The following is a 26,799-nucleotide window of genomic DNA, read 5'->3' as shown; positions in this document are numbered from 1 at the left end:
TTCCCGCTACATTCTCAGCCATACACACCGGCTGTGACCCGAGCGTATGGATGGAAATGTAGCGGGAACGCTGCGGGCGACGGACGGAGGCTCGATCCGGCCACCTTCAGGCTTGCGCGCATCGGCGTACCGCGCGAGTCCCGCCTTACGCTGACACTGCCCGCCAGAGAATTCGGGACGCGATCGGTGAGGGCAGCCGGCAGGAGCAACCCGCTTCCGTCGCCGGAAGTTGTCATCCTGTCCGTGCCTGTGGTCGCTACGCCTGAACGGGACTCTGCTATGGTCCCGAACGCACACATCGGGGCATTCTGTCGGGGGGACAGTAGTGACGTTGCACGTAGAGCCGCACCCGCTTGGCGCGTTCGCCGCATCGGCGAGTGGCGCGGCAATCGACTGCGAGATCGTCGAGACCGGCGTCGCCGCAGGATTCAAGGCCATGGACCGACCCGCGTGAACCCGAGCGTAACGTCCGTTACCGCATGGAGCCCGGACGCTTTGCGGGCGACCGCCGTCGCACTCGACGATCTCGTCGACAAACTCGACGACCGCATGAGGGGGCTGCTCGACGATCAGGACGTCCTCTCGGAGCAGTGGAAAGGCGACGCCGCGAACGCTGCCGCCCGCCGTGTCGTCAAAGAACATTCACTCGGCAGTTCCGTCGCCGGCGCCCTCCTACAGATCGCCGACGCCTATCGCACAGGTGCTCCGATCATCGAAGGCATACAAATGCACGTCCTCACCCTGGTGAGAGCGGCCGAGCATCAATCGTTCACAGTGCACGACAACGGAATCGTCGACGCAGCAAACCAGATCTCCCTCCTTCGCGCCCTACTACCATCCGGCGCGACCTACGACACTGCGTCCCTCCAACTCGAACGCCAGGCCGCCGAACTGAGTGTCGCGCTGGTCGACGCGCTCCAGCAGGCCGCGGCAGGAGCCGACGACGCGACCGCCCGTATCCACGCTGCCGTCGTAGTGCTGGAGGACGCTGCCGAAGCGGCGAAGCCAGGAGAGGTCGTCAGATCCGAGAGCGGGGAGTTCTCCTGGGTTCCGGACGTGCCCGCCACGGTTGCCTCCTCCACGATCGGACTCATGTCCGATGCAACCAAAGAAGGCCTGAAAAGCGCAGCCCTATCGTCAGGTGACGACATCGGACGCGGTATCGCCAGAGGACTCGGCCCGTACGCTGCGATGCTCGGAACAATACCGGCCATCAACAACGATATCGAGGGTGGGATGGACCCCACCAGAGCAGTAATCACGGAGGGTGTAGGTTCTGCCGTCGGTTTCGCGACAGGAACCTACGCGGGAACCAAACTTGGCGGACTCATCGGCACTGCCGTTGCGCCCGGTGCCGGAACGGCGGCAGGGCTACTCATCGGTGCCGCGGTTGGCGGCATCATCACCTGGGGTGTTTCCAAAGGATCTCAGGATGTTTGGAACTAACACCGTCACGCCTCAAACCACCAGGAATCGACCTTGTACAACTCGAACCGCAAGACAGCGTCCGAACACGCTGCAGATGCCAAGTTGCCGTCCGGTTTTCAACCTTGGCCGCAAGCCTTCCGCCCCAGCCAGCTCGCCGCATCGGTAGCAGTAGCACTTGCCGCTGCACTCAGCGTCGCTACTGCCTGGAACGGGGCCCGCGGAGGCGAACCGCTCACCGCCCTCGGTTTTGCCGGATTGAGCCTGACTACCCTCCTGGTCAGTGTTGGCCTCCTGCAGGAATCCGGCTTTCGCCACATTGCGCTTCCCCGCCGCATCTCGCGCCACACCGATGGTGAACACGGTCCAGGCGTGACAGTACCGATGAGCAGATCCTCGATTCCGGCCATGATCACCATCCTCGTGGGGGTCGCCGCCTATGGCCTCATTATTTGGATCGGGTGGCTGGCCGGTGTGAGCGACAGCCTCGTGCCGTTCGGTCGTGACACACGAGAGGTCGCGATTCTCTCTGCAGCTGGCGCCGCCGTGACCGGCGTCGGCGCCTTACTATTGGCTTCGGTACGATTCACCACGGTCCTGCGCATCTACCCGAATGGCATCAGGCGGTACGCGCGGCGAAGAATTGTGTTTTCGATCCGTGAATCAGATCTGTTCCTCCATTGGGACGAAATCGCGCAAATCTCACCGGGAGAGTTAGGCGTACGCGTCGGATCCGCGCCCCACCCGGTCATCAATCTGACCATCACATCATCTGTACCGTCGGCTCTTAGAACTCAGCATGATGCCGATTACTCGATCGCGATCATGGCTCACACGTTGGTCTCGGAGCCGAACACACTCTTCGCTTTGTTGAAACGCCTTCACGAAAACCCACACGACCGAAACCTGATCAACGAGCCAAGCGCAGCCGAACTGCTGAGGCCCCCTCCCCTGCGCGAACGCTTCCGCTCGGCACGCGCCCAGAAGGCAAAAGCGTAGTCGGTCTCGTTTACGCCGCCCCTACTGTTCCCGCTACATTCTCAGCCGTCCACGCCGGCTATTGCACTCTTCGAGATTCCGGCCGACTCTTCCGGTGGCGACGGCCTGGGGCGCCGTCGACGCCGTTCGCGCTGCGTACTCGAGCAGCGTCAGCCACGGACTGTTCTGCCCACCGATCGGGCACCGGTGGCTCCACAACCGTTCGCCTGGGACATGGCCCACCGCTGCAATGCTAGATCGGACAGGAGTCGGTGCGGAATCGTCAGGTTCAACTGGGAGTGGTCGGGTGCCGCGCGGATGTGCCGCGTCGATTTGCTCGAACACGGTGTGTTCATATTGCAGGGCAATATAATTCACGTCGGCGACAACAATGCTCCGTCCACCGGGCCGTGAGCGAAGGTCACGACCCGGTCACCTCCCGAACACTCGGAGAGCAGCGTGAATATCATTCCGGCAAACATCGCTCTGAAGCGAATCGACAGCGGTAGCTTTGTTACACCACAATTCCCCAACGCCTCTGTACACATCATCTGAAACACCCCTGCTGGAATCTTCCCCGGAGGCCCGACGTGCGTGGATTCGGTATCGATCTCGGAACAGCCAACACCGTCGTCGGAATCCCCGACGAGGGCGTAGTCCTGAACGAACCGTCGCTGATGATGGTCCGAACGACGGAACGACGCCGAGCACTCGCTATCGGACGGGACGCGAGCGATCTCCTCGACCGCACACCGCCTGAGATCGCACCGGTCCGTCCGATATGCGACGGGGTGATCGTGGATCTGGAGACCGCACGGACATACGTCACGGCCGTCCTCGCCAAGGTCGCCCCGCGCCACCGCTACGGCATTCGTCCGACGGCCGTCATCGCAGCCCCCGTGAGCGCCACGCCACTCGAGCGTCGCGCACTGCTCGAAGTCGGACATGAGGCCGGACTGCGAAAGGTCGGGTTGATACCCGGTCCGGTTGCGGGTGCCCTGGGCTGCGGGATCGACCCGCTCGAACCGCGAGCGCACCTGGTCGTCGACATCGGCGGTGGCACTTCGGAAGTCACCGCCCTCTGTTACGGCGGTATCCTCTCCCACCGTAGTAGCCGCATCGCCGGAGATGATCTGACCAGCGCGATACTCCGGTACCTGCGCGCGGAACACAAGATCGTCGTCGGCGAACTCACCGCCGAGCGCGCCAAGCTGGGCGCGCCCGACACCGCCGACGAGCGATCGCTCGTCGTGGAGGGGCGCGACGCCGCGACCGGGCGAGCGCGTCTCGTCACGTTGGAGACCGAAGAGGTCATGGACGCCATCCGGCCCACCACGACGAGCATCGTGCAGACGCTGTCGACCTGCCTGGACGACCTGCCGCCGCGCGCAATCAGTGACGTCATGTCCGAAGGCATCCTGGCGATCGGCGGAGGGTCGATGCTGCGCGGCGTGCCGCAACTGCTCGAAGAGGCTTTCGGTCTGCCGGTGAAGACGGCCGAGCGACCACTGACCTGCGTTGCCGAAGGCGCAACCGCGTGCATGGCGCAGCGCGAGGTGATTGCCGCGTACGCCGCCTGACCACTCAGGGGTTCGGTGTGCGGATCTGCGCGAGGTAATGCTCGAGCATGCCCTTGACGACCGGCCCGGCCGTCGCCGACCCGAATCCGCCACCTCGCACCAACGCCGTCACCACGACCTCCGGTGCGTCGGCAGGTACCACCGCCGAGAACCAGGCATTGAGGCCCTTTCCGGGCGCCGACGGATCCTCCGCCGTACCGGTCTTGGCGGCGGCCGGCACCGGCAGGCTCGCGAGTTGGCCGGCAGTACCGGCCGACGCCGACGCCCGCATCCCCGCTCGCACAGGTTCGAGTTCGTCCGCGAAGGACAACCGACGAGGTTCTGCGGTGGGAAGAGGCACAGTGCCCGCGGGTCCGTATGCTGCCGCGAGCTGCGGGGTCACCGTCGCGCCCGAGGCGATGCCCGACGTCCAGCGCGCCACCTGCAGCGGCGTGGCGGTGACGGTGCCCTGACCGATTCCCATCAGCAGCGTCGAGCCCGGGTACCAGGTTCCGCCGATACTCCCGACGTTGTCGGGTGTGCCGAGGAAGCCCTCGGACTCGCTCGGCAGGTCGATTCCCGAGCGTGAGCCCACCCCGAGTTCGGTGGCGGTAGTCGCGATGCGTTCGGGTCCGAGGAGGTCGGCGAGCTGGTAGAAGTACACGTTGTCCGACCACTGGATCGCCCCGAGCAGGCTGTTCGGTCCCATCGGTTGCCAGTTCGCGAACGTGTGCCCGCCGTAGGTGTAGGCCGCGCCGCCGGCGAGGGCTGCGTCCGGCGACAGCACGTGGAACGCCGCGTTCGCCGAGGCAGTCACGATCTTGAAGGTCGAGCCGGGAGGTGCGGCCGTCTGGACGGCGTGGTTGAGCATGCGGCCCGGCCCGTCACCGTCGGTCTGTGCCGCGAGTGCCACCGGATCGACCGGTGGTCCGAAGACGTTGTTGTCGTAGCCGGGCACACTGGCCAGTGCCAGCACAGCCCCGGTGCGGGCGTCCATCACGACCGCTGCGCCGAGGTCGCCTCCGCTGCTGCGCACAGCCTGGGTGAGGGCATCGGTCGCGGCTTGTTGCATGCCGAGATCGAGGTGGAGCCGCAGGTCGTGGCCCCGAACCGGATCCACCCGCTCCCCTGTGCCGACGGGACGCCCGGACGGATCGACGTACATGCACTGCCGGCCGTCGACGCCGCGCAACAATGCGTCGTACTGCCTCTCCAGCCCGGCCTTACCGACCCGCGATCCGAAGGCGAGATTCGGCCAGACCTGCATGTCCTGTGAATCCGCGATCCCGACGTATCCGAGCACCGACGCCAGCACTTCCCCGTGCGGGTAGTGCCTGCGGCCCGTCGGGTAGACGAGCACCCAGGGCAGCTGGGCGTCCACGATGGCCCGGGCCTGCTCGGGTCCGACCCGTCCGAGCGTCACCTGGAGCTCTCCATCGCTACCCCGGAGCTCCTCCCTCAGCTGTTCCGGGGTGATACCGAGCAGAGCAGCGAGCTCGTCACGCACCGCCGGGTCTCCCTCGTCGAACATCCGCGCGACCACCGCGACGGTGTACTCGGCGGCATTGGCCGCGACCGGAACACCGGCCCGATCGACGATGTGACCGCGCTCGGCGGGCAGGCGGATGCAGCGCAGCATCTGCGTGTCGCTCGTCGCCCGCAGTTCCGTGCCGTGGTCGGTCTGCAACTGCCACGCGAACACCGACATCGCAACCAGCGACGCCGTCAACGTCACCGCGCCCGCCGGCACGGCACGCGGCAGCCGTCTCCGGTGGGGCTCGGTCATCCATAGGGGGCGCGTCACACCGTCACGGCGTACCGCGAGCACCAGGCCGATGGACACGAACCCGACGATCGAGGCGGTGCCACCGTAACTGAACACCGGAATCGGCATGCCGGTGTGCGGCAGCAGCGACAGGCTCTGGGCGACCGAGACCGCGGTGTGCAGACCGAACACCCCGCCGACGCCGGCCGCGACGAGTGCTCCCTCCCGGGTCCGTGCGAGCCGGGCGGCGAGCACGGAACGCCACACGATGATCACGACGGCGACCACGACGGCCATGCCGGCAACGAGGCCCCACCCGTAGACCAGGCTCGCAAAGGCCAGGTCGTGTTCCGATTCCGGTAGATATTGAGCCCGCAGGTCGTAGTCCGGTTCTCGTCCGAGGCCCCACCATCCCGCGCTGCCGATCGCGATGTCGGCCTGCCACGCAGCCCACCCCGACCCCTGCGGGTCGGCGTCGTTCGACAGGAACACGTGGATCCGCTCGAGCTGATACGGACGCAGGAACACCACAGCCAGCGGCAGGGAGACGAGCCCGAGCGCGAACAGTGGGCCCAACGTCCGCATCGGCACCCGCGCCAGGATCAGCATGAGCACCACGGTGGCCACGAGCACCACGGCGGTCGACAGGTCGGGCTGCACCGCAACCAACACGATCGGCACCGACGACACGGCCAGGACTTGGACGAACCTGCCGAACGTGTACCCGACGGCCAGGATCGAAGCGGGCACCAGAACGAGCGCGAGCTTGGCGATCTCGGAGGGTTGGAGGGTGAACACGCCGAGGTTCAGCCAGCGCTGAGCGCCCTTCGTCGCGATCCCGATCAACGGCACCGCCGCGAGCAGCACCACCGAAGCGGCGAACGACACCCACCCGAAACGACGCAGGGCAGCGATCCGCGTGCGCGAGGCCGCCCACATCGCGCCGAGCCCCACGACGGCGAGCACGGCGTGACGCACGGCGAGCGACGACATGCCCGTCGAGATCATGTTGAGCATGCCGAGGACGACCAGCGCGACGGCCGCCGTGACAAGCCACGGATCGGAGGGGCGCCTACCCGCCGTCACGAGGGCTCCCGGGCGAGCAGGTTGCGTTCTCGCTGGGAACGTACATCGGTTCGGACGCAGTCGCGGCGGGGACGGTGGTGACCGCGGCGACGGCAAGCGCCGACCCCGGCGGCAGGTCGACGCTGCCGATGCCGTATGCCTCCCGCGCACCCGGCGGCACCGGAATCGTGACCTCCGCACCGGGCAGCGTCGCGCCCGTACATCGGTCGTAGACGGTCGGATTCCAGGTCACCGCGCCGACGTTCGCCGCGGGGTCGACTCCCACGTCGACCCGCACGGTGCACGACTGCCCTGCCTCGCACGGGCCGTTCGCGAAGGTCGCGGCCACCTGAGTGATCGGGCCGGCGGCGCCCGGAAGAGCGGTATCGACGGGCCCGGGTCCGGTTTCCGGCTCGGCCGGCGGCGAGACCGGACTGATCCGATCGTCCATCGACGACTCCACCGGGTCGAGGAGAGTGCGCCAACTCCGGTTCAGCTCCGACCACGCGGTGGGAGCCGCCCACACCATCCCGACGAGTATCAGGACGGCGAGCAACGCGAAAATGCCCCGGCGCTTCGACGGCCGCCTCCTCTTGCGGTGCCATACCTTCCCCACGGATGGACGCCGACGGTTCCGGCCGGTTGCCGGGATCGGTACGTCCGTCGGTTCTGCCGCAGCGTCCTCCGTACGAGCCCGTCCCTTGACAGCCGTGACGAGTGCGGCGAGTTGTGAACGTTTCCTTCCGATCTCGGCGTCGTCGAATTCGGTTGCGGCAGCGTAACGAACCCGCCTCGCGAGACCGACGAGATCCGACGATTCCGCGATCGCTACCTCCACTCGGTCTGCAAGTGTCTCACTGCGGCAGTTCGTCACGATCCGGTGAAGCAGACGCGCCGCTACGTCGCGCGCCTCGTCCCAGGACCCGGCATCGCCGGTGGACCGGATCGTGAGCTGTCCGGTGTCGGACACCATCACGTCGCCGTCTCGGAACCGGATCGGGGGGCGGCCCCGGCCGTGCGCGAGTTCGAGTTGATCGACCACATCCGTGACGAGCAAGGCGGCCTGCGCGGGGGTCAGCGTCGCAATGGCAAGCAGCCTCCCGAGCGCCACACCACCCGTGTCGTCGACGCATACGGGCGGTCCGGATCGAGCCTCGTCGTTCTTGAAGTCCGTCGCATGAACTCCCAAGACTGCTTCGATCATCACGCATCCCGCAAATGCCGGCCCTCCCGCAAACCAGACCGGAGCGGGAAAGTATTTGACCTTGAACTACCTTTCCCCCTTGATGATTCGTTCCCTGAATCTATTGTGTGCTATTTGCCCACGAGTTGACTCGGGTTTCAGCGAAACCCTGCTGGGCTGCGGTGGTTGAGAGTGTCCACCGGAAAGCAGAATTTCGTACCCATCGAAACCCGGATTTCAATCCTTGACCTCGAGTTCACTCGAGGTCCTACTGTCGCCCACATGACATCAACCACTCCAGACCCCCACGACGTCGAGCAGATCCAGGCGATCGTCCGCGACGTGCAGGAGGGCTTCAACACCAACGACGCATCACTGATGAACGCTCATCTCGCCGACGACGCGATCGTCGTGAATGCGCGGGGTGCGGTCCTCTCCGGGCACGCAGTCATCCAGAAGGTCTCGGAGGACGCACTCGCCGCCGGCTACCTGAACGAGTCGACGGCCTACTACGAACTGACCGACGCCGCCACCCTCTCCCCCGACGTCATCGTCGCCCGGAAGAACGCATGGTCGACGAAGCAGGACGCCGACGACGGTAATCCACCGGAGATGAACGCGCTGTATGTCTTCGTGAGGCGGGACGGTCGCTGGCTCATCTGGAGGAGGCAGAACACCATCGTCTCGAGTTAGTTCGGAGGCACTGTCCGGCGAGAGCGTCCTCCCGATGTCGATGCGGCACCGGTCGATGAGAACCCTTAAATCCGTGCGATATTCGACCAAGCACTTGCGTTGACTGTAGGGACAGTGCCAAGATTCCAAGATCGCCGACAATCCGAGCGGCGTCACAAGTGAAGAGGCCCGCCAGGAGCTGCAACTCCCGACGGGCCGGTTGTCCGACTATCAAGGAGTCGAACGTGGCCAAGAATACCTTGGCTGGTGGTGTGCGTCGTGGACCGCGCCTGGCCAGCAATTTCACCATTCTCAGTAACGCCGTCCTCAACGACGACCGCCTCTCCTTCCGGGCGCGTGGCGTCCTGATCTGGTTACTGTCGAAGCCGGACGATTGGCGCACCCGATCCGACTCGATCGCCGCGCAGTCACCGAAGGAAGGCCGCGACGCCATCCGCTCCGCACTTCGCGAGCTCGCCGAACTCGGCTACCTCGTGCGCGAGAGGTTTCAGAACGAGCTCGGCCAGTGGTGCACCGTTCAGACCATCTACGAAGAGCCTGTCATCAGCCCGGGGCCTGAGAAACCGACGCGCGGCGACGCGGACGACGGTGAGCCAGGCGCTCTTATAAGTACTGATAGACCAAGAACTGAAACCAACCGCCCGTCACGGGTTTTGAACGTCCCGCTCAGTCCCGGTATCGCCGGCCTCGCAGCAGCATGTCGGCATGCGGGATTGACAGCAACGTTTGCGTACCTCAAGGCAGACGCAGCGGCAGCGATCGACGAGCTGATCGAGGTTCATGGCGTATCGGCACTGGTTACCACTGCAAAATCGGTGCATCGCCCGGCAGATCCGATGAGGTTCGCGCAAGCGTGGATCCCGCTCTGGCAAGGGTTGGCGAAACCGCGGATGGTGCCGGACAAGTGCGGGAGGTGCGACGAGTACGGGTGGTTGCCTGACGACGAGCACGGGCGCGCTGTCAGATGCAGTTGTCGAGCACTTGCGGTTGCCTGACCGAAAGGCGGCAAGCTTCCGCGTTCGCCGCACCGCAAATTCCGCCGCCCTACGCTGTCATCCTGTCTGTGCCTGTGGCCGCTACGCTCGACCGGGACCTGAAACCCTCCACTCGCTCTGCTATCGTCCCGACCGGACACATCGGGGGATTCTGTCGGGGGGACAGTAGTGACGCTGCACGTAGAGCCGCACGCCATCGAGAAACGGAATATCCGCGCCCTATACGCACACTCGCAATCAGTATTTCTCGGCACCGGTTTCAGCGCTGCAGCTGCGTGCGATTACATCGCCACCGCGCAAGCACTGGCGAACATCCGCCATCGCTCGTTCGAAGTCACCGACAACTCGTACGGTGCGGCAAGCGACTGCGATGTCGTCGAGACCGCCTTCGTCGCAGCGCTCACGGCCATGGACGTACCCGCATGAGCCCGAGCGTCACGTCCGTTACCGCATGGAACCCCGACGCCTTGCGGGCGACCGCCGGCGCACTCGACGATCTCGTCGACAAACTCGACGACCGCATGAGGGGGCCGCTCGACGATCACGACGTCCTCTCGGAGCAGTGGAAAGGCGACGCCGCGAACCAGGTCTCACTACTTCGCGCCCTGCTGCCATCCGGCGCGACCTACGACACTGCGTCCCTCCAGCTCGCACGCCAGGCCGCCGAACTGAGTGTCGCACTGGTCGACGCTCTTCAGCAGGCCGCGGCAGGAGCCGACGATGCGACCGGCCGGATCCGCGCTGCCGTCGTAGTGCTGGAGGACGCTGCCAAAGCGGCGGCGCCTGGAGTGGTCGTCAAATCCGCGAGCAGGGAGTTCTCTTTGGTTCCGGACGTGCCCGCCACCGTTGCCGCGTCCACGATCGGACTCATGTCCGATGGAACCAAGGAAGGTTTGAAAAGCGCAACCCTATCGTCAGGTGACGACATCGGACGCGGTATCGCCAGAGGACTCGGCCCGTTCGCTGCGATGCTCGGAACCATACCGGCCATCAACAACGACATCGAGGGTGGGATGGATCCCACCAAAGCAGTAATCACAGAAGGTGCAGGTTCTGCCGTAGGTTTCGCGACGGGAACCTACGCGGGAACCAAACTTGGCGGGATCATCGGCACTGCCATTGTGCCCGGAATCGGAACGGCGGCAGGGCTACTCATCGGTGCCGCGGTTGGCGGTCTCTTCACCTGGGGTGTTTCGAAAGGAGCTCAGGCTGCCTGGAACTGACACTCCAGCCCCAGGACGCCTCATAGCCCACGAGGAATCGAACATGTACACCCCGAACCGCAAGACAGCTCCCGAACGCGCCGCAGGCGCCCACGTTCCGCCTGGTTTTCAGCCCTGGCCACAAGCCCTCCGCCCCATGCAGCTCGCTGCGTCGGCAGTCGTTGCACTTTCCGCTGTGGTCAGCGCAGCCGCTGCGTGGAACGGGGCGTGCGACGGCGAGTCACTCACTGCCATCGGATTTGCTGGAGTGAGCCTGGCTGCGCTCCTGATATGTGTTGGTCTCTTCCAGGAATCCGGCTTCCGGCACGTTGGCCTTCCCCGGCGAATTTCGCGTCACACCCACAGCGAACACGGACCAGGCGTGACTGTACCGATGAGCAGATCATTGATTCCAGCCCTGACCGTAGCGCTCGTAGGAGTTACCGCCTATGGCCTCGCCATCTGGATCAGTTCGCTGGTCGGTGTCAGCGAAAGCCTCGTGCCATTCGGACGCGACCCCCGGCAGGTCGCGATCTTCTCAGCAATTGGCACAGCAGTCACCGGTACCGCAACCTTGCTGCTGACCTCGGTACGATTCACCACGGTGTTGCACATTTACCCAAAAGGCATCAGGCGGCACACGCGTCGACGAATCCTGTTCTCGATTCGTGAATCCGATCTGTTTCTCCACTGGGACGACATTGCGCGAATCTCACCTGGGGACTTGGGAGTACGCGCCGGGTCCACGCCTCACCCGGTCATAGATCTGGCCACCACATCGACTGTCCCGGTACCTCTCCGCACTCAGCATGACTCCGACAACCTCGTCGCGATTATGGCCCACATGCTGATCTCCGAACCAAACACACTCTTCGGCCTGGTCGAACACCTTCACGAGAACCCGCACGACCGAGAACTCGTCGGCGAGCCGAGCGCAACCGAGCTCCTGAGACCCCCTCCCTTGTGCGAACGCTTCCGCGCGGCGCGCGCCCAGAGAGACGAAGGTCGAGCACCTACTCGACGACGTCGACGTCGGGACGAACGGCATCGGTGAGCCAGTGGGTTTCGTCGGGCGGGGACCGGAGCGGTGGAGAAGCTCCGCCTACTCGGGGCGGTCGGGATTCAGAACTTCTCGTAGCCGCCCGGCTGATGCTCGTGTGCGTGCATCACAAGCCAGGGCGCCCGCCTCTGCACGAGGTCGGGCGCCCTTCTTCTCGAAAACGAAGTCAGTCGGCCGAGATCGAACCAGCCGAACCGGAACCGGACGACCCGACCTTCAGGAAATCGGTAAGCGCGCTGACCAGGCAGTCCGGGGCGAAGGGGTTGGCCGAACAGGGCGCGATCGGCCACGGTCCTTCGAGCGGTGCGGCAGTCGCAGTCGCCGGGCCGGCGAATCCGATCGCTGTGGTTGCAGCGGCCACCACCAACAACTTGCGAATCACGTACGTGTCCTCCTCGTTTCGATGAGCCGTTCGAGCCCCCTATCGACGCTGTTACGCAGAGCGTTACAGATCGACCGACTTCCCCCACCGGCATCTACGTCAACCCAGCTGAGGTCGGATCCAGATATCCGAGCCACCGGAGAACTCAGGCGATTCAATGCGCTCCGTTCGTATGAACCAAGACGACCGACCAGATCCTGGCCAAGGCAAATCGGCAAAATACTCAACCACGGATCACTCGTTTGGCGGTGAATCACGGAGATCAACGCGCCCGCGGAACCCTTCGTAAGGCTCGCTACAATCCGTGCCATGGCCCGAATCCGTTCCATCGCCGAAGGTACGCAGAATATCCGCGCCCATGACAGTGAAGTCGACTGCTTCTACAACGTCATCGATGACGACGGACTGCACCTACTCCATCTGTCGACGTTCGGATCCGACCACCGCAAGTCCAAGCCGAAGAGCAGCCAATCCATCCAGCTGGATCGGGATATGGCCGTTCAACTCATCGAGGTACTGCTCAAGACGTTCCCCGATATCCTTCCCGCTGCGAAAGCAGCCCTGCCGAGCGCCACTTTGGGCGCGAAGAACGGGGATGGAGAATCACCCATCTTCCAATCCCTGTTGCGCGAGCTGGGCATCACTGACTGACTCGAAGGCCAGTCCGATTTGTAAGAACTGCGCACAAGAAATATTCACAACACACTTGAATATCACAGCCCATCAAGGCCTTTGCACGTTCCGCTCGGATCCGACATCGCTGGCATCGCGGCGGCATGGCAGTACGCGGGACTGACGGCGACATTCGCGTATCTCAAACCGAATGCAGCGGCCGCGATCGGGCGATTGATCGAGACGCACGGGGTGTCGAAGCTGGTCGCAGCGGCGAAAGCGGTCCATCGGCCGAGCGATCCCACGCGCTTCGCGCAGGCGAGGATACTGCTCTGGCAAGGACTTGCTGTGCCGTCAGTAGTGCCCGACAAATGCAGGAAGTGCGACGAGTGCGGGTGGCTTCCCGACGACGCGCACGGACGGGCGGCGCGGTGTCCGTGTCGGCGGGTGGTCGCGGCATGAGCGTGCCCGGGAGAATGCTCTCCGCCGCTGCGCCGAGCAGTACCCCTCCCGAGCCCGAGGTAAGAAGCGCCCCGCGGACCTGTACTCGTGCTATCCTGGCGCCACCACATCCCCCACGCCTCTCCACGATGCGCACTTGGGGGATTTTCTTTGTCCAGGGTCGGAAGGAACACTCTCGTGGCTCGACGCCCGCACACACCCCGACCACCGCGGCCTCGCGGCTCCCTCGACTACGACAAGCCGGCACTGAGCCTCGATGAGCTCGTCAGCCGCCTCTCCGATCGCGGCCTGCAGATCCCGGACCCGGATCGAGCCCGCCGATACCTGCGTCATATCGGCTACTACCGGCTCTCGCCCTACACCATCCCCTTTCAGCAGGGGCGACCCGACCATCGCTTTCGCGACGGCACGGCGTTCGACGATGTGCTCGACCTCTACGTCTTCGACCGGGCACTGCGGTTGTTGGTCATGGACGCGCTCGAGCGCATCGAAGTCGCCGTCCGTGCAGCGCTGACCGACCACATGTCGACGGCGTATGCCGACCCCCACTGGTACACCAACCCCGACCACTTCCGACACCCGGGCACACACACCAAACTGCTGAAGATCGTGCAGATCACCTGCGACGATCGGTTGCGCGGCGCCCCGGATGCCGGGGAAGATGCGTTGGTCCATCGCTCAGCGATCGAACACTACCTGACGACCTACCACTCGCCCGAACTCCCACCGTCCTGGCTCATGGTCGAGACACTGACGATCGGGCAGCTGGCCAATGCGCCCCGCAACCTGACCCGGCGCGCCGACCGGACAGCGATCGCCACAAGTATCGGCCTGACCGCGCCCGTACTGGAGTCCCGGCTGCAGACCTACGTGCGTGTGCGGAACATCTGCGCGCACCACGGGCGACTGTGGAATGTCGGTCTCGGTGTCTATCCTGCCATCCCGAACTCACCCACCATTTCATGGCTGGAAGGACCACACGCTCTGCCCGAGCGATCACGCAAGCGCCTCTACCCGGTGCTGGTGTCGATGCAGTCCGTACTTGACGCTGTGTCGCCCCGGAGCAGTTGGGCCCAGCGCCTCCACGAGTTGTTCCGCACCCGCCCACGGATGAACCTGGCCGGGATGGGCGTCCCGGCAGACTGGGCAGACAACGATTTCTGGAGCCGGCACATCGAGTAAGAAACAGTCACTACGAGGTGCGCTGCGCACCACGGCGGAAACTGCGGTCACCGACCGAACGCTCGACGCCAACGACGCTGACGCTCCGATTCATGCACGGTCGAATCATCGATCAAGTTTCCGCAACGATGATGCGTCACTACCGCTTCCGCCAGAAGCAAATCCGTCGGCACAAGGGTCGGGCACCGTGCTGCGAGCCGCCCCCACGTTTCGAGCAGGCCGGGAGACAACGAATCACTCAGCAGGTCGTGCGCTTAGAACCGGGCGAGGGCGGCCATCACCGCAGTGAACACCGGCCGTCCATTCGTACCCATCGCTGTTCGGACAGTCCCGCGATTGCTCTGCTCGTTCGAGATGTGAAGTCCCGGACGCTGGCGCAGCACCTGAGGCACGTGGCTTTGGATGCCGGGCTGGATGGAGAAAGCCTGCGTGAGTACTTGAGCGAGCAGCATATTCAGGGATGGCGCGCCATCCTCAAAGCGACCCCGACGGATGTTCTTGACCTGCTCCAGTATGTCCAGGGTAGAGATCGACATAAGCTGGCCGAAATGATGGCAACCGGCGTTGTCACCGCTCAGTCTCACCTTGAGGGCAACGAGCAAGTCGGCCCGGTGCCCGTAACCGTGGTCGCGTCGGACACCGGTGATGAGCCTCATCAGAGCTGAGGATCCTGGCCGAAGATCGCTCGGTTCTGGGGTTGATTGTGGCGCGTGATCATGCCGGCGTCGCAGCGGTGCTCAATAGCGGCCTACTACTCGACTTCCGCCTACAGGGCACCACTGTGACGATCACTCGCGCCACAGCAGGTCAACTCAACTCAGCTTCGTATAACCATTGGGCGACGATCAGCCTCATCGACTGGCCATAATCTGCGACACCGACATTTCAATCGCTACCGGAAATCACTGTCTCCGCGAGGGGTATCAAGGCCCTCGTCTCGCCTGCCCCAAACCAGGCCGACGGACTCCGCTGCCCATTCTCAGCAGGCTACAGCCGATGCGCCCCGCTCGACCGCACCCGCTTCCACATGATTATCGGTGGCGTCTCGACCCGCCGCGACCAGGGTCATCAACGTGTAGGTATCGGCATCTACCAAGACACCAGCCGACGGCATCAGGCTCGATGCGGAAACTGCCTGCCGCAACTCGCCGTTACCCCGCCAGCAATGCCCCGAAACCGCCATCAACTACAAGTACGGGCACCGTGGCCGAGCCCCACACGATTCGCAATCTCGGCCACGGGCGACCAGCGCTAAGTCGTTCCGATAAGCCTCACCGCAAGTTCCCCAGCGTCGACTTCGACGATCGCCACAACGTCGCAACCGTTCGCCATCAACCATTCGTCACGCTCTGTGTCGCTGTCCAGAACGGCAGCCAGTTTCCTCGTTGCCCAGAAGGCTTCGACCGGCCAATATAACGGTCCAACCTCTGCCCCGATGTCCGGTACCGGAGCTCCCAGCTTTGCCAGCGATTCCAATACCGGCCGCGCCTCAAGATCTGCGAGTTCGATTGCAGTAAGCCATTCATCAGAGATGAGCGCAGGCACACCCGACTCGGAATCGGTGACGAGCATACCGGCGTTCGTGAAAACATCGAGAGCTGCACGGCGGGAAAGCTGTTCGTGCGATCGTGCGTTCCGATAGGAGCGGAGACACCCGTAGCACGAAGTTTCCTCACCGCAATCGCAGTTGGCGACTCGATGAGCGGCAGCGACGAGCACCCTGTCCAGATTCTCTGCGATCCTCTTTGCCACACCGGCTCCAGCGGGAACAGTGTCGAACAGCACCAAACTGCGGTGACCGCGCCCGTCCCAGGACAGCGCACCGTCGATGTCGTCGCGACTGATCTCGAGCGCTTCGGAAGCTCCTTCCAGCAGTGCATACAACACCGACAGCCAGCGACCTTCGTCATCGCCGGCGTATCCGAGTCCTTCGAAGGTGAACTCCGCGATATCGGTCTGATACCGGTGCGCAAGCGACAAAATCTTCATCGGGCCATTACATGCTCGACCTGTCATCGGCTGTTCATGAGCCGACCCTTTCTTCCCCTTACTTTCGCTCCGGGGTGCTGCCCATCCACACCAGTCGCAGACCGAGAATCCCTTCCACCCACCGCCATCTGCAACGACCGCGAGTGTCGCTCGCGTGCCGGGTGTCGCGCAGACACGGGGGTTCTCGCTCGATGGCCAGAAGAACGGCGAAAGGACGTCACCGGTGTCCTCCACGTAACTACGCCCGGACCAGCGGCGCTCGGGTGGCGCGGTCGACACATCCGTCGCCTTGCGGTCAGCAACAAATCCGAACTCGGGCACGATGAACTTGCGCGGCATGTCCAGTCGCGCTCCGCAGCCATCGCAAACCTCCTTGGCAGACAGCGTCAGTGCCGATTCAAACCTCTTGCACTTCTCGCAGACTCTGTACTCCCGCTGTTCGAGTTCGTACCGCGGGATCTTTCGAATCCCCCGCGATCTCCACACCTTCCCGCCCGCGACGACCTGATTTCCGGGCGCATAGTCATAGATTGCCTGCCTCAAGTCACGCGACAACTCGAGTCTCGTACCGATCGGCTCCTGGCAGTGAACCGTCTGCAGTTCCACTGTGTCCACCGGAAATCCGTACTTGGGCAGAATGTTCTTGTTCGCCAGGTACCCGAGCAACTGACGTCCACGGATTGTGTTGACAGTCTTCTCGAGTCGGTTGGCGTCACCGAACTTGCGGGATTTCACTGCGTCGTCGATCAAGCTCTCGAATGTCTGCACATCGACTTCGAGATCGCCCTGAGCCTTGTCGAGGAGAGCACACAACTCGTCGACCCACTTGCCTCCGTCGAGATCGAGGGCATCTCGCAGCGTCTCCGGAATCACTTGTTCGAGGGCACGTCGTACGTCGTCCGGTACAGGAGTCAGGAAACTCCTCACACGGGTGGACGGTGCGTCAGCTCCCTCTGTCTGCAGGAAGAAGGGACCGGCATGCTTCCATGTCAGCTTCTCGACTTCGTAGCAGTGCCGGAAGAACGCGGCCAGCGCGATGGAATGCGCATGACGCCGGGCAATCCGCTCGTTGTCGATAGGGATCCACGGAATACGCATATTTCCGGCGATCATGGATTCCGGCCGCTGATACTTGGCAAGATCGTGCGAGCTGCGTGTTGCATATGTGAGAACCAACGCTGCCGACGCCGCACGTCGGCCGGCTCGGCCGGCACGCTGGACGTAGTTGGCCGTCTTCGGCGGCATGTTGCGCATCACGACTGTCTGCAAATCACCGACATCGACGCCGAGTTCGAACGTGGTGGAACACGACAAGACGTTGATCTTGCCGGCGACAAAGTCGTTCTGAATCTCTGCAGCTTTCTTCGAGTCCCACTGCGCGGTGTGCTCCATGGCAGTCAGCGGAGCGGTGTTCAGCGTCCGGTACAGGTGTCGATAGTGATTGCTGTCTTGGCGCACTTCCGGGATCTCGAACGGTAGAAGCTTGCCTGCACATGCACTGTTGGGACATACCGATCGGACCGAGAACGCTGTCACCCTGCGACAGGTGTCGCATCGGAACCATTCACAGTCGAGCCCGTTGCGCACTCGGAGCTTCCGGTGGTTGACCTGATAGACACCCGACGCTCGCTTGTCCGACTCATCGACGAGCAGGTCGTTGGCCTTGAAGAAATCCCAGCATCCGTCAAGGACGTCCTGCACAGACAATGGAGAACCGATCGATTCCAACACCTTCTGCACGAACAACACTCGATTGTTCGTCGTGCCTGGTCGCCCACTCGGAAGCCAGCTGAGTACGCGTTTCGCTGGATCCGAACCGATCCGTGCAAGCCGAATACGCACGTTTCGCGGCGCGAAGTGTTCGTCCATGACGTCGACCTCGTCCAGGAGGTTGATCGCGCCCTGCTGACGAACCGTCTTGAGGAGCTCATCGAGAAGGCCCCACGCTTCGTCGACACTCAAACCGATCTTGGCCAGTGCCTTCGGTGGCATCGATCCATCCACACGACTCATCGCAACGCGCATCAACCCGAGCCCTTCGAGTGACTGGCGGTGCTCGGTCGTCATGACCTCACTCATCACCCATGTGTTGACGAACTCTTCGATCTCGAGCTCCGTCATATCGGTGTCGAAATGTCCCGCTGATTCCGCATTCTTCGTCGCGAAACGTGCAACGTCTCGAAGCGAGATGTCCTTCCCCTCGGCCTTCGGCTCCTGCAGTGCAAGATTGATGTAGCGACGTTCCAACAGTCTGGAGTATGTACGTTCGAGATACGGAGCAGCGAATGCGGCAGCCTGTCGAGAGTCCGAGAACGCCAAGAGTTTCCTGCCATCACCGACTTCCTGCACGGTCTCGTCTGTCGCAGCGGGAAGCTGCTCATAGAGTGCAGTAGTGATCACGGCGGGAGCAGCGTTCACATCGGTTCGAAGCCTGCGAATAACCTGTCGCGATTGCGCCCCGCATTCGGTGCACTTGCTCATGACAGATGTCGGCGCCGTGTGCTGACGAACGCGACGAACCGTTCCACCGACGCACGTCACGTTTGTGCACTGCCCGCCTGTGTCTGCAAGGAGGCCGCAGCAGGTACAGAGATACCGAACGCTGGGGTCATCGGACGGCTTCTCGTCGGACAGAGTCTGCTCGTCCTCGTCGACGGTCACGTCGGCGGCGCCGTCACTGAGAACGAGCCACCGCACCGATTCATCGCTCGTCTTGCTGGGAGCAAAGTACTGCTGCCCTTTTACTTGCGTTACTTCACCAGCCAGATGCACAGCCCCGCACCGTTGACAGGTCCCGAATTCGAAAACAGCACGCCCGGTTTCAGGATCGACTTCACGCCGCCCAAGGAAGATCCGAGGACCAGCATCCGCGAAGCTGACGAACGCTCCTTCCGTGGCCCGCACGAACATGTGGTAGCGCGCAGACAACACCGGATTTCCGGTGTCGTCGATAATCTTCGAACCGAGCGCCACGAGAGCTTCGAGTTTGATACAGGCGTTCGGGTCGTCCGGCCATAAATCAGCGGCGAGTTCACGCGCGTCCCTTGGCTTGGGCTTATCGGCTCCGGCGCTCAATCGTGCTCGAAGATCGGCGATCGTCTTCTCATCATGCAATGCGTCGGCGGCGTCGCCCGAACGAGACCGCGCTGCAAGATCGGAGAGATCTGCACCATCCGCCGACCAGCGGAACAGTTCCTCGTCGCTCATCGTCCACGTGGGAGACGTACGACTCGTCTGCCGCGTTGCCGTCACGAGATCCTGCCGGTCCGAGTCCTCAGCGACGTACTCGAAGTCGGCTTGAAACAGTTTGGACGCGAATGTCATCGCTTCGGCCCGTTCACCGTCGAGCGAGGCCGACGTTGCGATGCACTGCAGGGACGTACCCGGTGCGACGCGCTGGCGCAGTCGGCGGAGAAGAAGCGCAACTTCGGAACCTTGTGCGCCGTCGTACACGTGCGCTTCGTCGAGCGCAATGAACTTCCAGTTGCCTGCGTACTGTCCGTCGAACAGTTCGAGATCAAGTGGGCGAACCAGAAGATACTCGAGCATCGCGTAGTTCGTGAGCAGAATATGAGGCGGTCTTTCGCGCATCTCGTCACGGCTGAGCAATTCATTGGGAAGCCGCGGCTTCCTCGAATTCGATGCAAGGAAGTCTCGCACCGCATCTCGCTCCTGTTCGATCGTCTCCCCCGTGTACCGACCGAACGTGATGTCCGGGTGCTCGGCGAGTATCGTTCGCAAACGCGAAAGCTGATCGTTGGCAAGCGCATTCATTGGATACAACAGCAGAGCCCGCACACCCGGGCCGAGGGTGCCGGCCGCCTTCTCCGCAATGAGGGAGTTGAGGATGGGCAGCAGGAAACTCTCCGTCTTACCGGAGCCGGTACCTGTCGAGACAACCAGATTCCGTCCGGACACCACCTTCCGGATGGCAGATTCCTGGTGCTGATACAGAGGCCGATCGATAGGCAACGCGGCGCTGTCGATCGTGACGAAGTCTGGGTGCAGGATTCCTTCGTTGACAAGATCCCGCAGCGACGCCCCTGCTTTGTACGGCGGTGTGAGTTCGAGTATCGGCCCCTTGGTCAGGAAATCGGTGTCGTCGATCGTGTCCTCGAACGTGGCAGCCATTGCGCTGTCGCTGGGCGCCACCATCGTTTTCAGATAGCGCTTGTAGGCAGCCTCGATCTGGGCTCCGGTGACCAAGGGATCCAGGCGCGCGGTCATTCGTTGTCTCCGATCAGATTTCCGTTGTGTGCATGAGTTACCAAAGCTTCTGCGATGAGGAGGTCCGACATCACAGCGTCAGGGCAGAGCCGCGCGATCTCACTCCAGAAGGCCGTGTTCTCCTCGTTGAGGACACTCCGACCGACCAGGTCATGCGCCTCAAGCCGGGCGATCAACGCCAAGAGGAGTGAGACGAACGAGAAGTACAACCACGGATGACTTGCCATCGCGATTCCGCTCAGCGCCTCGGCACGTCGACCCAACTGGTCGTAGGCCGGTCTGCAGTACGAGTTCACTACACCGACCGCTCGGGACATCTTGGAAACGAACCTCGCGTCCCACCCAAGTTCGCGAAGTTTGTGGCGAGCCCTGAACGCAGCGAATGTGCCGACAACCCGCGTGTCGAGGTCGAGCAGAGCGCCCGGCACGAGCTGAGATGCCTCTGCCAGTGCGTCGATCGCCTCGTCCCCCATCGAGTCCCAGCCGACCTGCGCTGCACTGAATACGCCGGAAGCGATCTCATCCGATCGGCCGGACCGAAGTAGGTCCATAAGCATAGGCCCGCCCTTGTCCCCCAAGTACGCCAACGTTTCTTCCCTTTCGGCATCCACAAGATGTCGACGCTCGAAAAGTGAAGGGAGGTCGGCCATCTCCACCATGCACCCGACCCAAGGGTGGGCATGAAGTTCGTTCGCGGTGTCGTCTGCTGTGAACGGTCGTCTGACAAGGCCGGTGCGTATGACGAGGTCCATCATCTCTGCGGACGAGATTGTGCTGTTACCGATTGCATTCAGTGCCTCACGCGAGTTGATCCGCGCAAGGTACGAGAGCGAGCGCCGCAACGGAAGCGTGGTCGTATCGTCCGGCAGTACCGAGAGGGCAGTCCAGACTTCGGCGACGATATCGGTCTGTTCAGGTACTTCCCCGACACCGGCCAGGAAGCGAGACAGAGCGTCGCGACCCGGATGCTCGTCATGCACCCAACCCGCTTGGTCGAGTCGAATTGCCGTAGAGTCCGGCCACTCCGGGACCGGAAGGGAAACCCATGGGTCATCGACGAACACTTGAATGAGCAGCGGTCCCGAATCGACAAGGTCATCAGGGAGAGCAACGCGCGGACCGTGAACCTCCACGGTGCGAGCGCGGCGCCACGGTGCGGTCGTCATCCAAACATTCACTGCCACGTCATCGACCTGGGCAAGATCATCGATGAGCAGCGAACCGTCGAGAAGCGATACAGACCCGTACAGCGCTGTCGGTCGCACGTAGGCGATGTGCACCGTCGTGGTGTAGACCTGCTCGTCGATCACTTCGTCGATCAGAGCGACCACCCAGCATTCGTCGAGATCGCGTGCGACGTCGAAGAAGACTCGGCTCGATTGCGTATGGATCCCTCCGCCTCGGCTCGCCGGAGTCACGCTGAAAAGGACCTCGTCGGCTGCGTCCACCAGCGCGAACTCCACCGTCACGTCGGCATCCAGCCGAAGGCCCAGAGTCAGTTCCTCGTCCAGTTCGGCAGGCGTCATCACTACCGCAGTGGTTCTCCATTGCGCGGGCGCGCCGTACGGGTCGACTCGAATCTCGGCGTGCGGAGGTCGGATACGAAGCCGTGCGGTGTGGTCCCCATCCGAGACATCGACGGTCGCATCGCGACGGGAGGTCTCGAGGACCAATTGTTCGACATTGACCGACAACCCATGAGAAGTCGAGATCTCGACGGTGGTTTCGGACAATCCGCCATCGGTCGGATACCGGAATGCCTCGGAGAGGCTGATATCCAGGCCCTCGGCCAAGAACAGTGTCTGGCAGGGAAGGTCGACGCCGGAGGAACCCGTGACGATGATTTCGTACAGCCCCAAGACACCAGCACCGTAGCCCGAAAACGGGTCGACCGTCGTAACCTCGTCGGAACTGGTCCACCATTCGTCGATAAGCCACTGTCGACTGCCCGATCGCCTGACCTGAACACGCCAATCCAGCCGGTTCTTCGATGACGTTGCGGGCAGATCGATCGCCGGTCGCTCACCGTAGACGGTCAGGCCGTTGAGTGCGTGAACTCCGACGATGGGCTCGCCCAGATGCAACCTGGGCGCGACCGTATTGCGGACTCGGTGGGCAACTCTCGCGGAAGCGCGACCAGCGCGTTCGAGCGCGAAAGCCCCGATCTGCGACAAGTCGTACTCGTTGCAAGCCCAACCTTCCCAGCCGACAGGTGTTCCCCACTCCGACTTCGGGGCGATGCCCTCGTTGTAATCGGCATCCACGATCCTCGCGTCTCGCGGATGGATCACCACCACCGACTCGTCAGGCAGCGATTCAAGCTTCGTGATGCGTCGCCCGTCGAGCTCGAAAACGAGCAACGGGTCCATCTTGTCGATGAGGGGAAGGGTTGCAGATTCCCCACTGGCATCGTGCCGAAGGACGATCTCGCGGACCGGAGACGGAACTGCAATGGGCGTCGGGGGATGTTCCTGCCCCGTACCGACACCCCATCCGCGCTCCGCGTAGACATCTCGAGTGCTGCCGTCGAACGAAACCCTCCACGGCAGGTCCCCATCCGCTGACGGATAGGGAACTTCGACGAGAACCTGACGTTCGTCGGGTGAGAGAACAACCGATGCGCGGCGACGACGCTTGCGACGCGGAGCCACCGTTCCGAGTCCAGACCCGATCGGGTTGTCCGTCAGCCTCGCAACCAGCGCATCGAGCATGATCGTCGGGAGTCCGGTGTTGCCGGTGTCGAGGTCGATGGATTGTTCGGCCCACCCCTCTGTAACGACCGTGTACTCGGCAAAATCGCAGATTCGATCCAGCAGGTTCACCGCAAGCTCGCCACCGAGCTGCACGAAGTTCCGAGCAGGCGCATCGAGCTCTCTGAAGCGATAAGACTTCCCCGGCTCCATCCACCACTCGATCAGTGCTGCACCCGATACTTCGTCGCCCGCCAGCATGCGGTTCTCGATCGTGTCGAGGACGTCGCCGAGACAATACACCGGAAGGCCGCTGTGCAAGGCCATGAGTTGCACGTAGTCGTTGGCCAGTTCCGGGAAGTCACGGAGACCGAACTTCCTGAGAAGTTGCCGCAACTCGTGACGGAAGACGTCTGCTACAGCCTCATCACGGTCGAGTCCGAGTTCGGTGAAGAACTCGTCCCAGTATCGCGTCTGCTCGTAGCGCAACGCAGCCTGCCCGACGAGGATCGCGAGCGTCAGAGCCGGGAACCTCCTGATAACCGTCGTTACCGGAACATCGGTCCTCACGGCATTCGCAACCCGTTCGCCGTAGAACAGTTGGATCTGGCGTAGATCGTCCTCACTCAGATTGATCTCGACCACCAGTGATGCGCGTTCCAGGAGTTGTCGAACCTCGAATTCCTTGTCCGACAGCCAACGGCTCCGGAACGACTGATCGCCCAACGTGTACTTCTCCCCTCCACTACGCATCCCACCATCGCGTCGGAACGCGACTGTGCCACACACCACCGACAAGTCCGACATTCAGGACGCGCAGACGGTGTCACAGAGGGACATCGCCGAACCGTGCACCACTGTTAACCATGCGAAGAACTGCCCCAGAACATGGACTTCACGAGCAGGAGGAGGAGCTGCGCGATCGCAGGATTCGGCGGCGCATAAGATTCCCGCCATCGGCCGGGCCCCACATCATCGGATTCGGTCGACACGCGTTGCAGTGACAGGTATGGATGGAGTGCGGTAGATGGCAAAGCTGGTCATTGCGTCGAACAGCAAGGCGATGCCTACGCTCGACCGATCCGTGAAGGCGAAGGTGCTGAGCTTCTTCGAAACACTCGACGCCGACGATGCAGCTTCGGTAGCGCATGTCGAGTCACCGCACGACGCTGCCGATCATCGAGTACGGACCGGCCGTGTCGACCAAGACCATATGGCGATTCTGTTCCACATCGATCTGCACGGTGAATCCACTTACATCTATCTCGGGACCTGGCCGCAACCGGACGCGTCCCGGCTCGCCGCGCGGTCGACCCTCCGGATCAACCCGATCAACGGCGCACTCGAAGGCATCATCGGCGAGCTCGATGGATCATCCGATCGTAGGAAACGCGTCATCGTGCCGGATCCTCGCGGGGAACTCGCGCGGTCCCTCTCGCGCACCATCACGACGACTGCCTACCTGCCCGGCCGCGAGATTACTCTCGAAGATCTCACCGAAAGGCTCGGCGTCGACCCCGCTATCGCCGAAATGGCAATGGCTGCTCCGAACCCAGATGCTCTGCGTCAGATCGCAGATTATGGACTCGAATGGGAGAAGAGTGCGCTCGTCGAACTGTCCGTAGGTGCGAGTATCGACGCGGTCCGCACTACGCACGGCTTCGACGAAAATCCGATCGATCACTCCAAGAGCGAGGACGAACAGATCCTCCAGGCACTGGATCAACCGGCGTCGAAGATGCAATTCGCTTACATCGAGGATGACGAGGAGCTGCGTCGTGTCATCGAGGAAGGAGACTTCGCAGCGTGGCGCACGTTTCTGCATCCACAGCAGCGCGAGTATGTCGAGCGGAACTACAACGGTGCATTCCGGCTCTCGGGTGGGGCCGGAACCGGCAAGACGGTAGTCGCCATCCATCGAGCTCGGCGTCTGGCTATGGAGGACCCGAACGCCCGAGTTGTCTTGACCACTTTCAACAAGACCCTCGCGCTCGCGCTCGAAGCCGACCTGAAAAGCCTCGATCCGAGCATTCGGATCGCTGCCGCGCTCGGCGAGCCGGGAGTTCACGTGCGGGGAATCGATGCCTTGGCACGGGAGGTACTCGACCAAGCTGACGAAGTCTCCGAGGCTTTCCAGTTCGTACTCGGCGCATCGTTCCCTCCCAAGACCTCGCGGACACGCGCCGAAGACGCCTGGAACGAGGCGATCGACGCCGCGGGCAGGCTGGACGCGAAACTCGCCACACCTGGCTTCCTCGAGAACGAATACGTCGACGTCGTTCTCGGAAACAACATCACGACAGTCGAGGCATACACGAGAGTTGCACGGCCCGGTCGCGGTGTTCGTCTGAGCCGGCCCCAGCGAGTCGCCGTCTGGAAGGTGGTCGAGGCCTATCGCCGTCAGAGCCGCGCGGACGGGACGATCAGTTTCCCCGAAGTACTGGCGGTGAGTGCCCGGTACCTTCAACTCCGCAACGATGCCGGGTTACCGCCCATCGCTGATCACGTCGTCGTCGACGAAGCTCAGGATCTGCACGCCACCCACTGGAGACTGCTCCGTGCTCTGGTTCCCGAGGGACCGAATGATCTGTTTCTCGCCGAAGACTCTCATCAGCGCATCTACGGTCGTCCCGTCGTTCTCGGGCGGCACGGGATCAAGATCGTCGGCCGTTCGCGGCGGTTGACTCTCAACTATCGAACGACTGCACAGAACCTCCACTTCGCGGTCGGCATTCTCTCCGGAGCCGAGTACACGGATCTCGAGGAACGCGAGGAGTCCACCACCGAGTACCGCTCGGCGCGGCGCGGACCCGTGCCCGAATTGGTCGCATGTACCGATCTGAACGACGAACTCGACAACATCGCGTCACGAATCTCCGATTGGCTCGCGGAAGGGTTCGAGCCCGAGTCCCTCGCCGTGTTGACCCGGAGCGCCCAGACTCGTGACCTTGTGATTCGCGGTTTGAAAGAACGTGCGATCGAAGCACGTGCCGTATCCGACAACCCTCGGCCGACCGGTCATGTCCAGGTTCTGACCATGCACCGCTCCAAGGGTATGGAATTCACGAACGTGGTGCTGGCGGGACTCGACGACGCCCACGTACCTGCGATCGCCTCCATACGTTCCGTACCCGAGGAGGAAAGGAGCGATGCGCTACTCCGGGAACGTTCGCTCCTCTATGTCGCGGCAAGCCGAGCACGGGACCAACTGGTAGCGACTTGGTGCGGGAACCTCACCGATCTGGTCCCCACTGCGTCGCAGGAGGCTGGACGCAACGAGTAACGATTTGTCCGATTCTGCGATTGCTCTAGGAACCCCAGCTAGCGCAA

General features: G+C 62.9%; 17 protein-coding genes. 11 read left to right on the top strand and 6 right to left on the bottom strand.

Annotated features, from left to right (window positions below; all coding sequences use genetic code 11):
* The first annotated feature begins 325 nt into the window (after nucleotides 1-325).
* The 4 genes from HCA61_RS26655 (at nucleotide 326) to HCA61_RS18720 (ending at nucleotide 3,983) form a co-directional block, all read left to right on the top strand.
* Entirely contained in the window at nucleotides 326-454 is a 129-nt protein-coding gene (locus HCA61_RS26655; protein WP_277352040.1) for a hypothetical protein, read from the top strand.
* The gene (locus HCA61_RS18730; protein WP_169689710.1) at nucleotides 451-1,446 is read left to right on the top strand and encodes a hypothetical protein; all 996 of its coding nucleotides are present in this window, start codon (nucleotides 451-453) and stop codon (nucleotides 1,444-1,446) included. Before HCA61_RS26655 ends, HCA61_RS18730 begins: the two co-directional genes overlap by 4 nt.
* Nucleotides 1,447-1,479: 33 nt before the next feature.
* On the top strand, nucleotides 1,480-2,424 hold the full coding sequence (locus tag HCA61_RS18725) for a hypothetical protein (protein WP_169689709.1): 945 nt from the start codon (nucleotides 1,480-1,482) through the stop codon (nucleotides 2,422-2,424).
* A gap of 569 nt (nucleotides 2,425-2,993) precedes the next feature.
* Nucleotides 2,994-3,983, top strand: coding sequence for a rod shape-determining protein (locus HCA61_RS18720; RefSeq protein ID WP_169689708.1), 990 nt, complete (start codon nucleotides 2,994-2,996; stop codon nucleotides 3,981-3,983).
* A gap of 4 nt (nucleotides 3,984-3,987) precedes the next feature.
* Here HCA61_RS18720 and HCA61_RS18715 read toward each other — a convergent pair whose 3' ends face one another.
* On the bottom strand, nucleotides 3,988-6,813 hold the full coding sequence (locus HCA61_RS18715; protein ID WP_169689707.1) for an FtsW/RodA/SpoVE family cell cycle protein: 2,826 nt from the start codon (nucleotides 6,811-6,813) through the stop codon (nucleotides 3,988-3,990).
* The gene (locus HCA61_RS18710; RefSeq protein WP_240959817.1) at nucleotides 6,800-7,996 is read right to left on the bottom strand and encodes a hypothetical protein; all 1,197 of its coding nucleotides are present in this window, start codon (nucleotides 7,994-7,996) and stop codon (nucleotides 6,800-6,802) included. The genes HCA61_RS18715 and HCA61_RS18710 overlap by 14 nt, the downstream gene beginning before the upstream one ends.
* A gap of 261 nt (nucleotides 7,997-8,257) precedes the next feature.
* Between HCA61_RS18710 and HCA61_RS18705 the strand changes: the two genes are divergently transcribed.
* The 4 genes from HCA61_RS18705 to HCA61_RS18690 all read left to right on the top strand — a co-directional run bounded on the left by HCA61_RS18705 (nucleotide 8,258) and on the right by HCA61_RS18690 (nucleotide 10,886).
* A complete protein-coding gene (locus tag HCA61_RS18705) occupies nucleotides 8,258-8,668 on the top strand; it encodes an SgcJ/EcaC family oxidoreductase (protein WP_169689706.1) in 411 nt (136 codons plus the stop codon).
* 224 nt (nucleotides 8,669-8,892) lie between these two features.
* On the top strand, nucleotides 8,893-9,663 hold the full coding sequence (locus HCA61_RS18700) for a helix-turn-helix domain-containing protein (RefSeq protein ID WP_169689705.1): 771 nt from the start codon (nucleotides 8,893-8,895) through the stop codon (nucleotides 9,661-9,663).
* Between the two features lie 168 nt (nucleotides 9,664-9,831).
* Nucleotides 9,832-10,089, top strand: a complete 258-nt coding sequence (locus HCA61_RS18695; protein WP_169689704.1) for a hypothetical protein — start codon at nucleotides 9,832-9,834, stop codon at nucleotides 10,087-10,089.
* Complete coding sequence (locus HCA61_RS18690) at nucleotides 10,086-10,886, top strand: hypothetical protein (RefSeq protein WP_206040290.1); 801 nt, start codon at nucleotides 10,086-10,088, stop codon at nucleotides 10,884-10,886. The genes HCA61_RS18695 and HCA61_RS18690 overlap by 4 nt, the downstream gene beginning before the upstream one ends.
* Nucleotides 10,887-12,091: 1,205 nt before the next feature.
* Here the strand turns inward: HCA61_RS18690 and HCA61_RS18685 are convergent.
* Nucleotides 12,092-12,307: a hypothetical protein gene (locus HCA61_RS18685; protein ID WP_169689703.1), complete on the bottom strand. Its 216-nt coding sequence runs from the start codon at nucleotides 12,305-12,307 to the stop codon at nucleotides 12,092-12,094.
* A gap of 309 nt (nucleotides 12,308-12,616) precedes the next feature.
* On the opposite strand from HCA61_RS18685, the gene HCA61_RS18680 reads away from it, so the two are divergent.
* Nucleotides 12,617-12,958 carry a hypothetical protein gene (locus HCA61_RS18680; protein ID WP_169689702.1) on the top strand — a complete coding sequence of 114 codons (342 nt, stop codon included), beginning with the start codon at nucleotides 12,617-12,619 and terminating at the stop codon, nucleotides 12,956-12,958.
* A 600-nt stretch (nucleotides 12,959-13,558) separates the two neighbouring features.
* Nucleotides 13,559-14,563 carry an Abi family protein gene (locus HCA61_RS18675; RefSeq protein WP_169689701.1) on the top strand — a complete coding sequence of 335 codons (1,005 nt, stop codon included), beginning with the start codon at nucleotides 13,559-13,561 and terminating at the stop codon, nucleotides 14,561-14,563.
* A gap of 254 nt (nucleotides 14,564-14,817) precedes the next feature.
* On the opposite strand, the gene HCA61_RS18670 is transcribed toward HCA61_RS18675, so the two are convergent.
* The 3 genes from HCA61_RS18670 to HCA61_RS18660 all read right to left on the bottom strand — a co-directional run bounded on the left by HCA61_RS18670 (nucleotide 14,818) and on the right by HCA61_RS18660 (nucleotide 24,222).
* Nucleotides 14,818-15,219 carry a hypothetical protein gene (locus HCA61_RS18670; RefSeq protein WP_169689700.1) on the bottom strand — a complete coding sequence of 134 codons (402 nt, stop codon included), beginning with the start codon at nucleotides 15,217-15,219 and terminating at the stop codon, nucleotides 14,818-14,820.
* Nucleotides 15,220-15,814: 595 nt separating this feature from the next.
* Nucleotides 15,815-20,779, bottom strand: a complete 4,965-nt coding sequence (locus HCA61_RS18665) for a DEAD/DEAH box helicase (RefSeq protein WP_169689699.1) — start codon at nucleotides 20,777-20,779, stop codon at nucleotides 15,815-15,817.
* A complete protein-coding gene (locus tag HCA61_RS18660) occupies nucleotides 20,776-24,222 on the bottom strand; it encodes a hypothetical protein (protein WP_169689698.1) in 3,447 nt (1,148 codons plus the stop codon). Before HCA61_RS18660 ends, HCA61_RS18665 begins: the two co-directional genes overlap by 4 nt.
* A 274-nt stretch (nucleotides 24,223-24,496) precedes the next feature.
* Between HCA61_RS18660 and HCA61_RS18655 the strand changes: the two genes are divergently transcribed.
* A complete protein-coding gene (locus HCA61_RS18655; RefSeq protein WP_169689697.1) occupies nucleotides 24,497-26,752 on the top strand; it encodes a 3'-5' exonuclease in 2,256 nt (751 codons plus the stop codon).
* Nucleotides 26,753-26,799: the final 47 nt, after the last annotated feature.

This window comes from Rhodococcus sp. HNM0563, from assembly GCF_012726195.1.
GTDB lineage: Bacteria > Actinomycetota > Actinomycetes > Mycobacteriales > Mycobacteriaceae > Rhodococcus.
The sequence above is the reverse complement of the archived record's forward strand: the minus strand, read 5'-3'. Positions and strand labels throughout refer to the sequence as shown.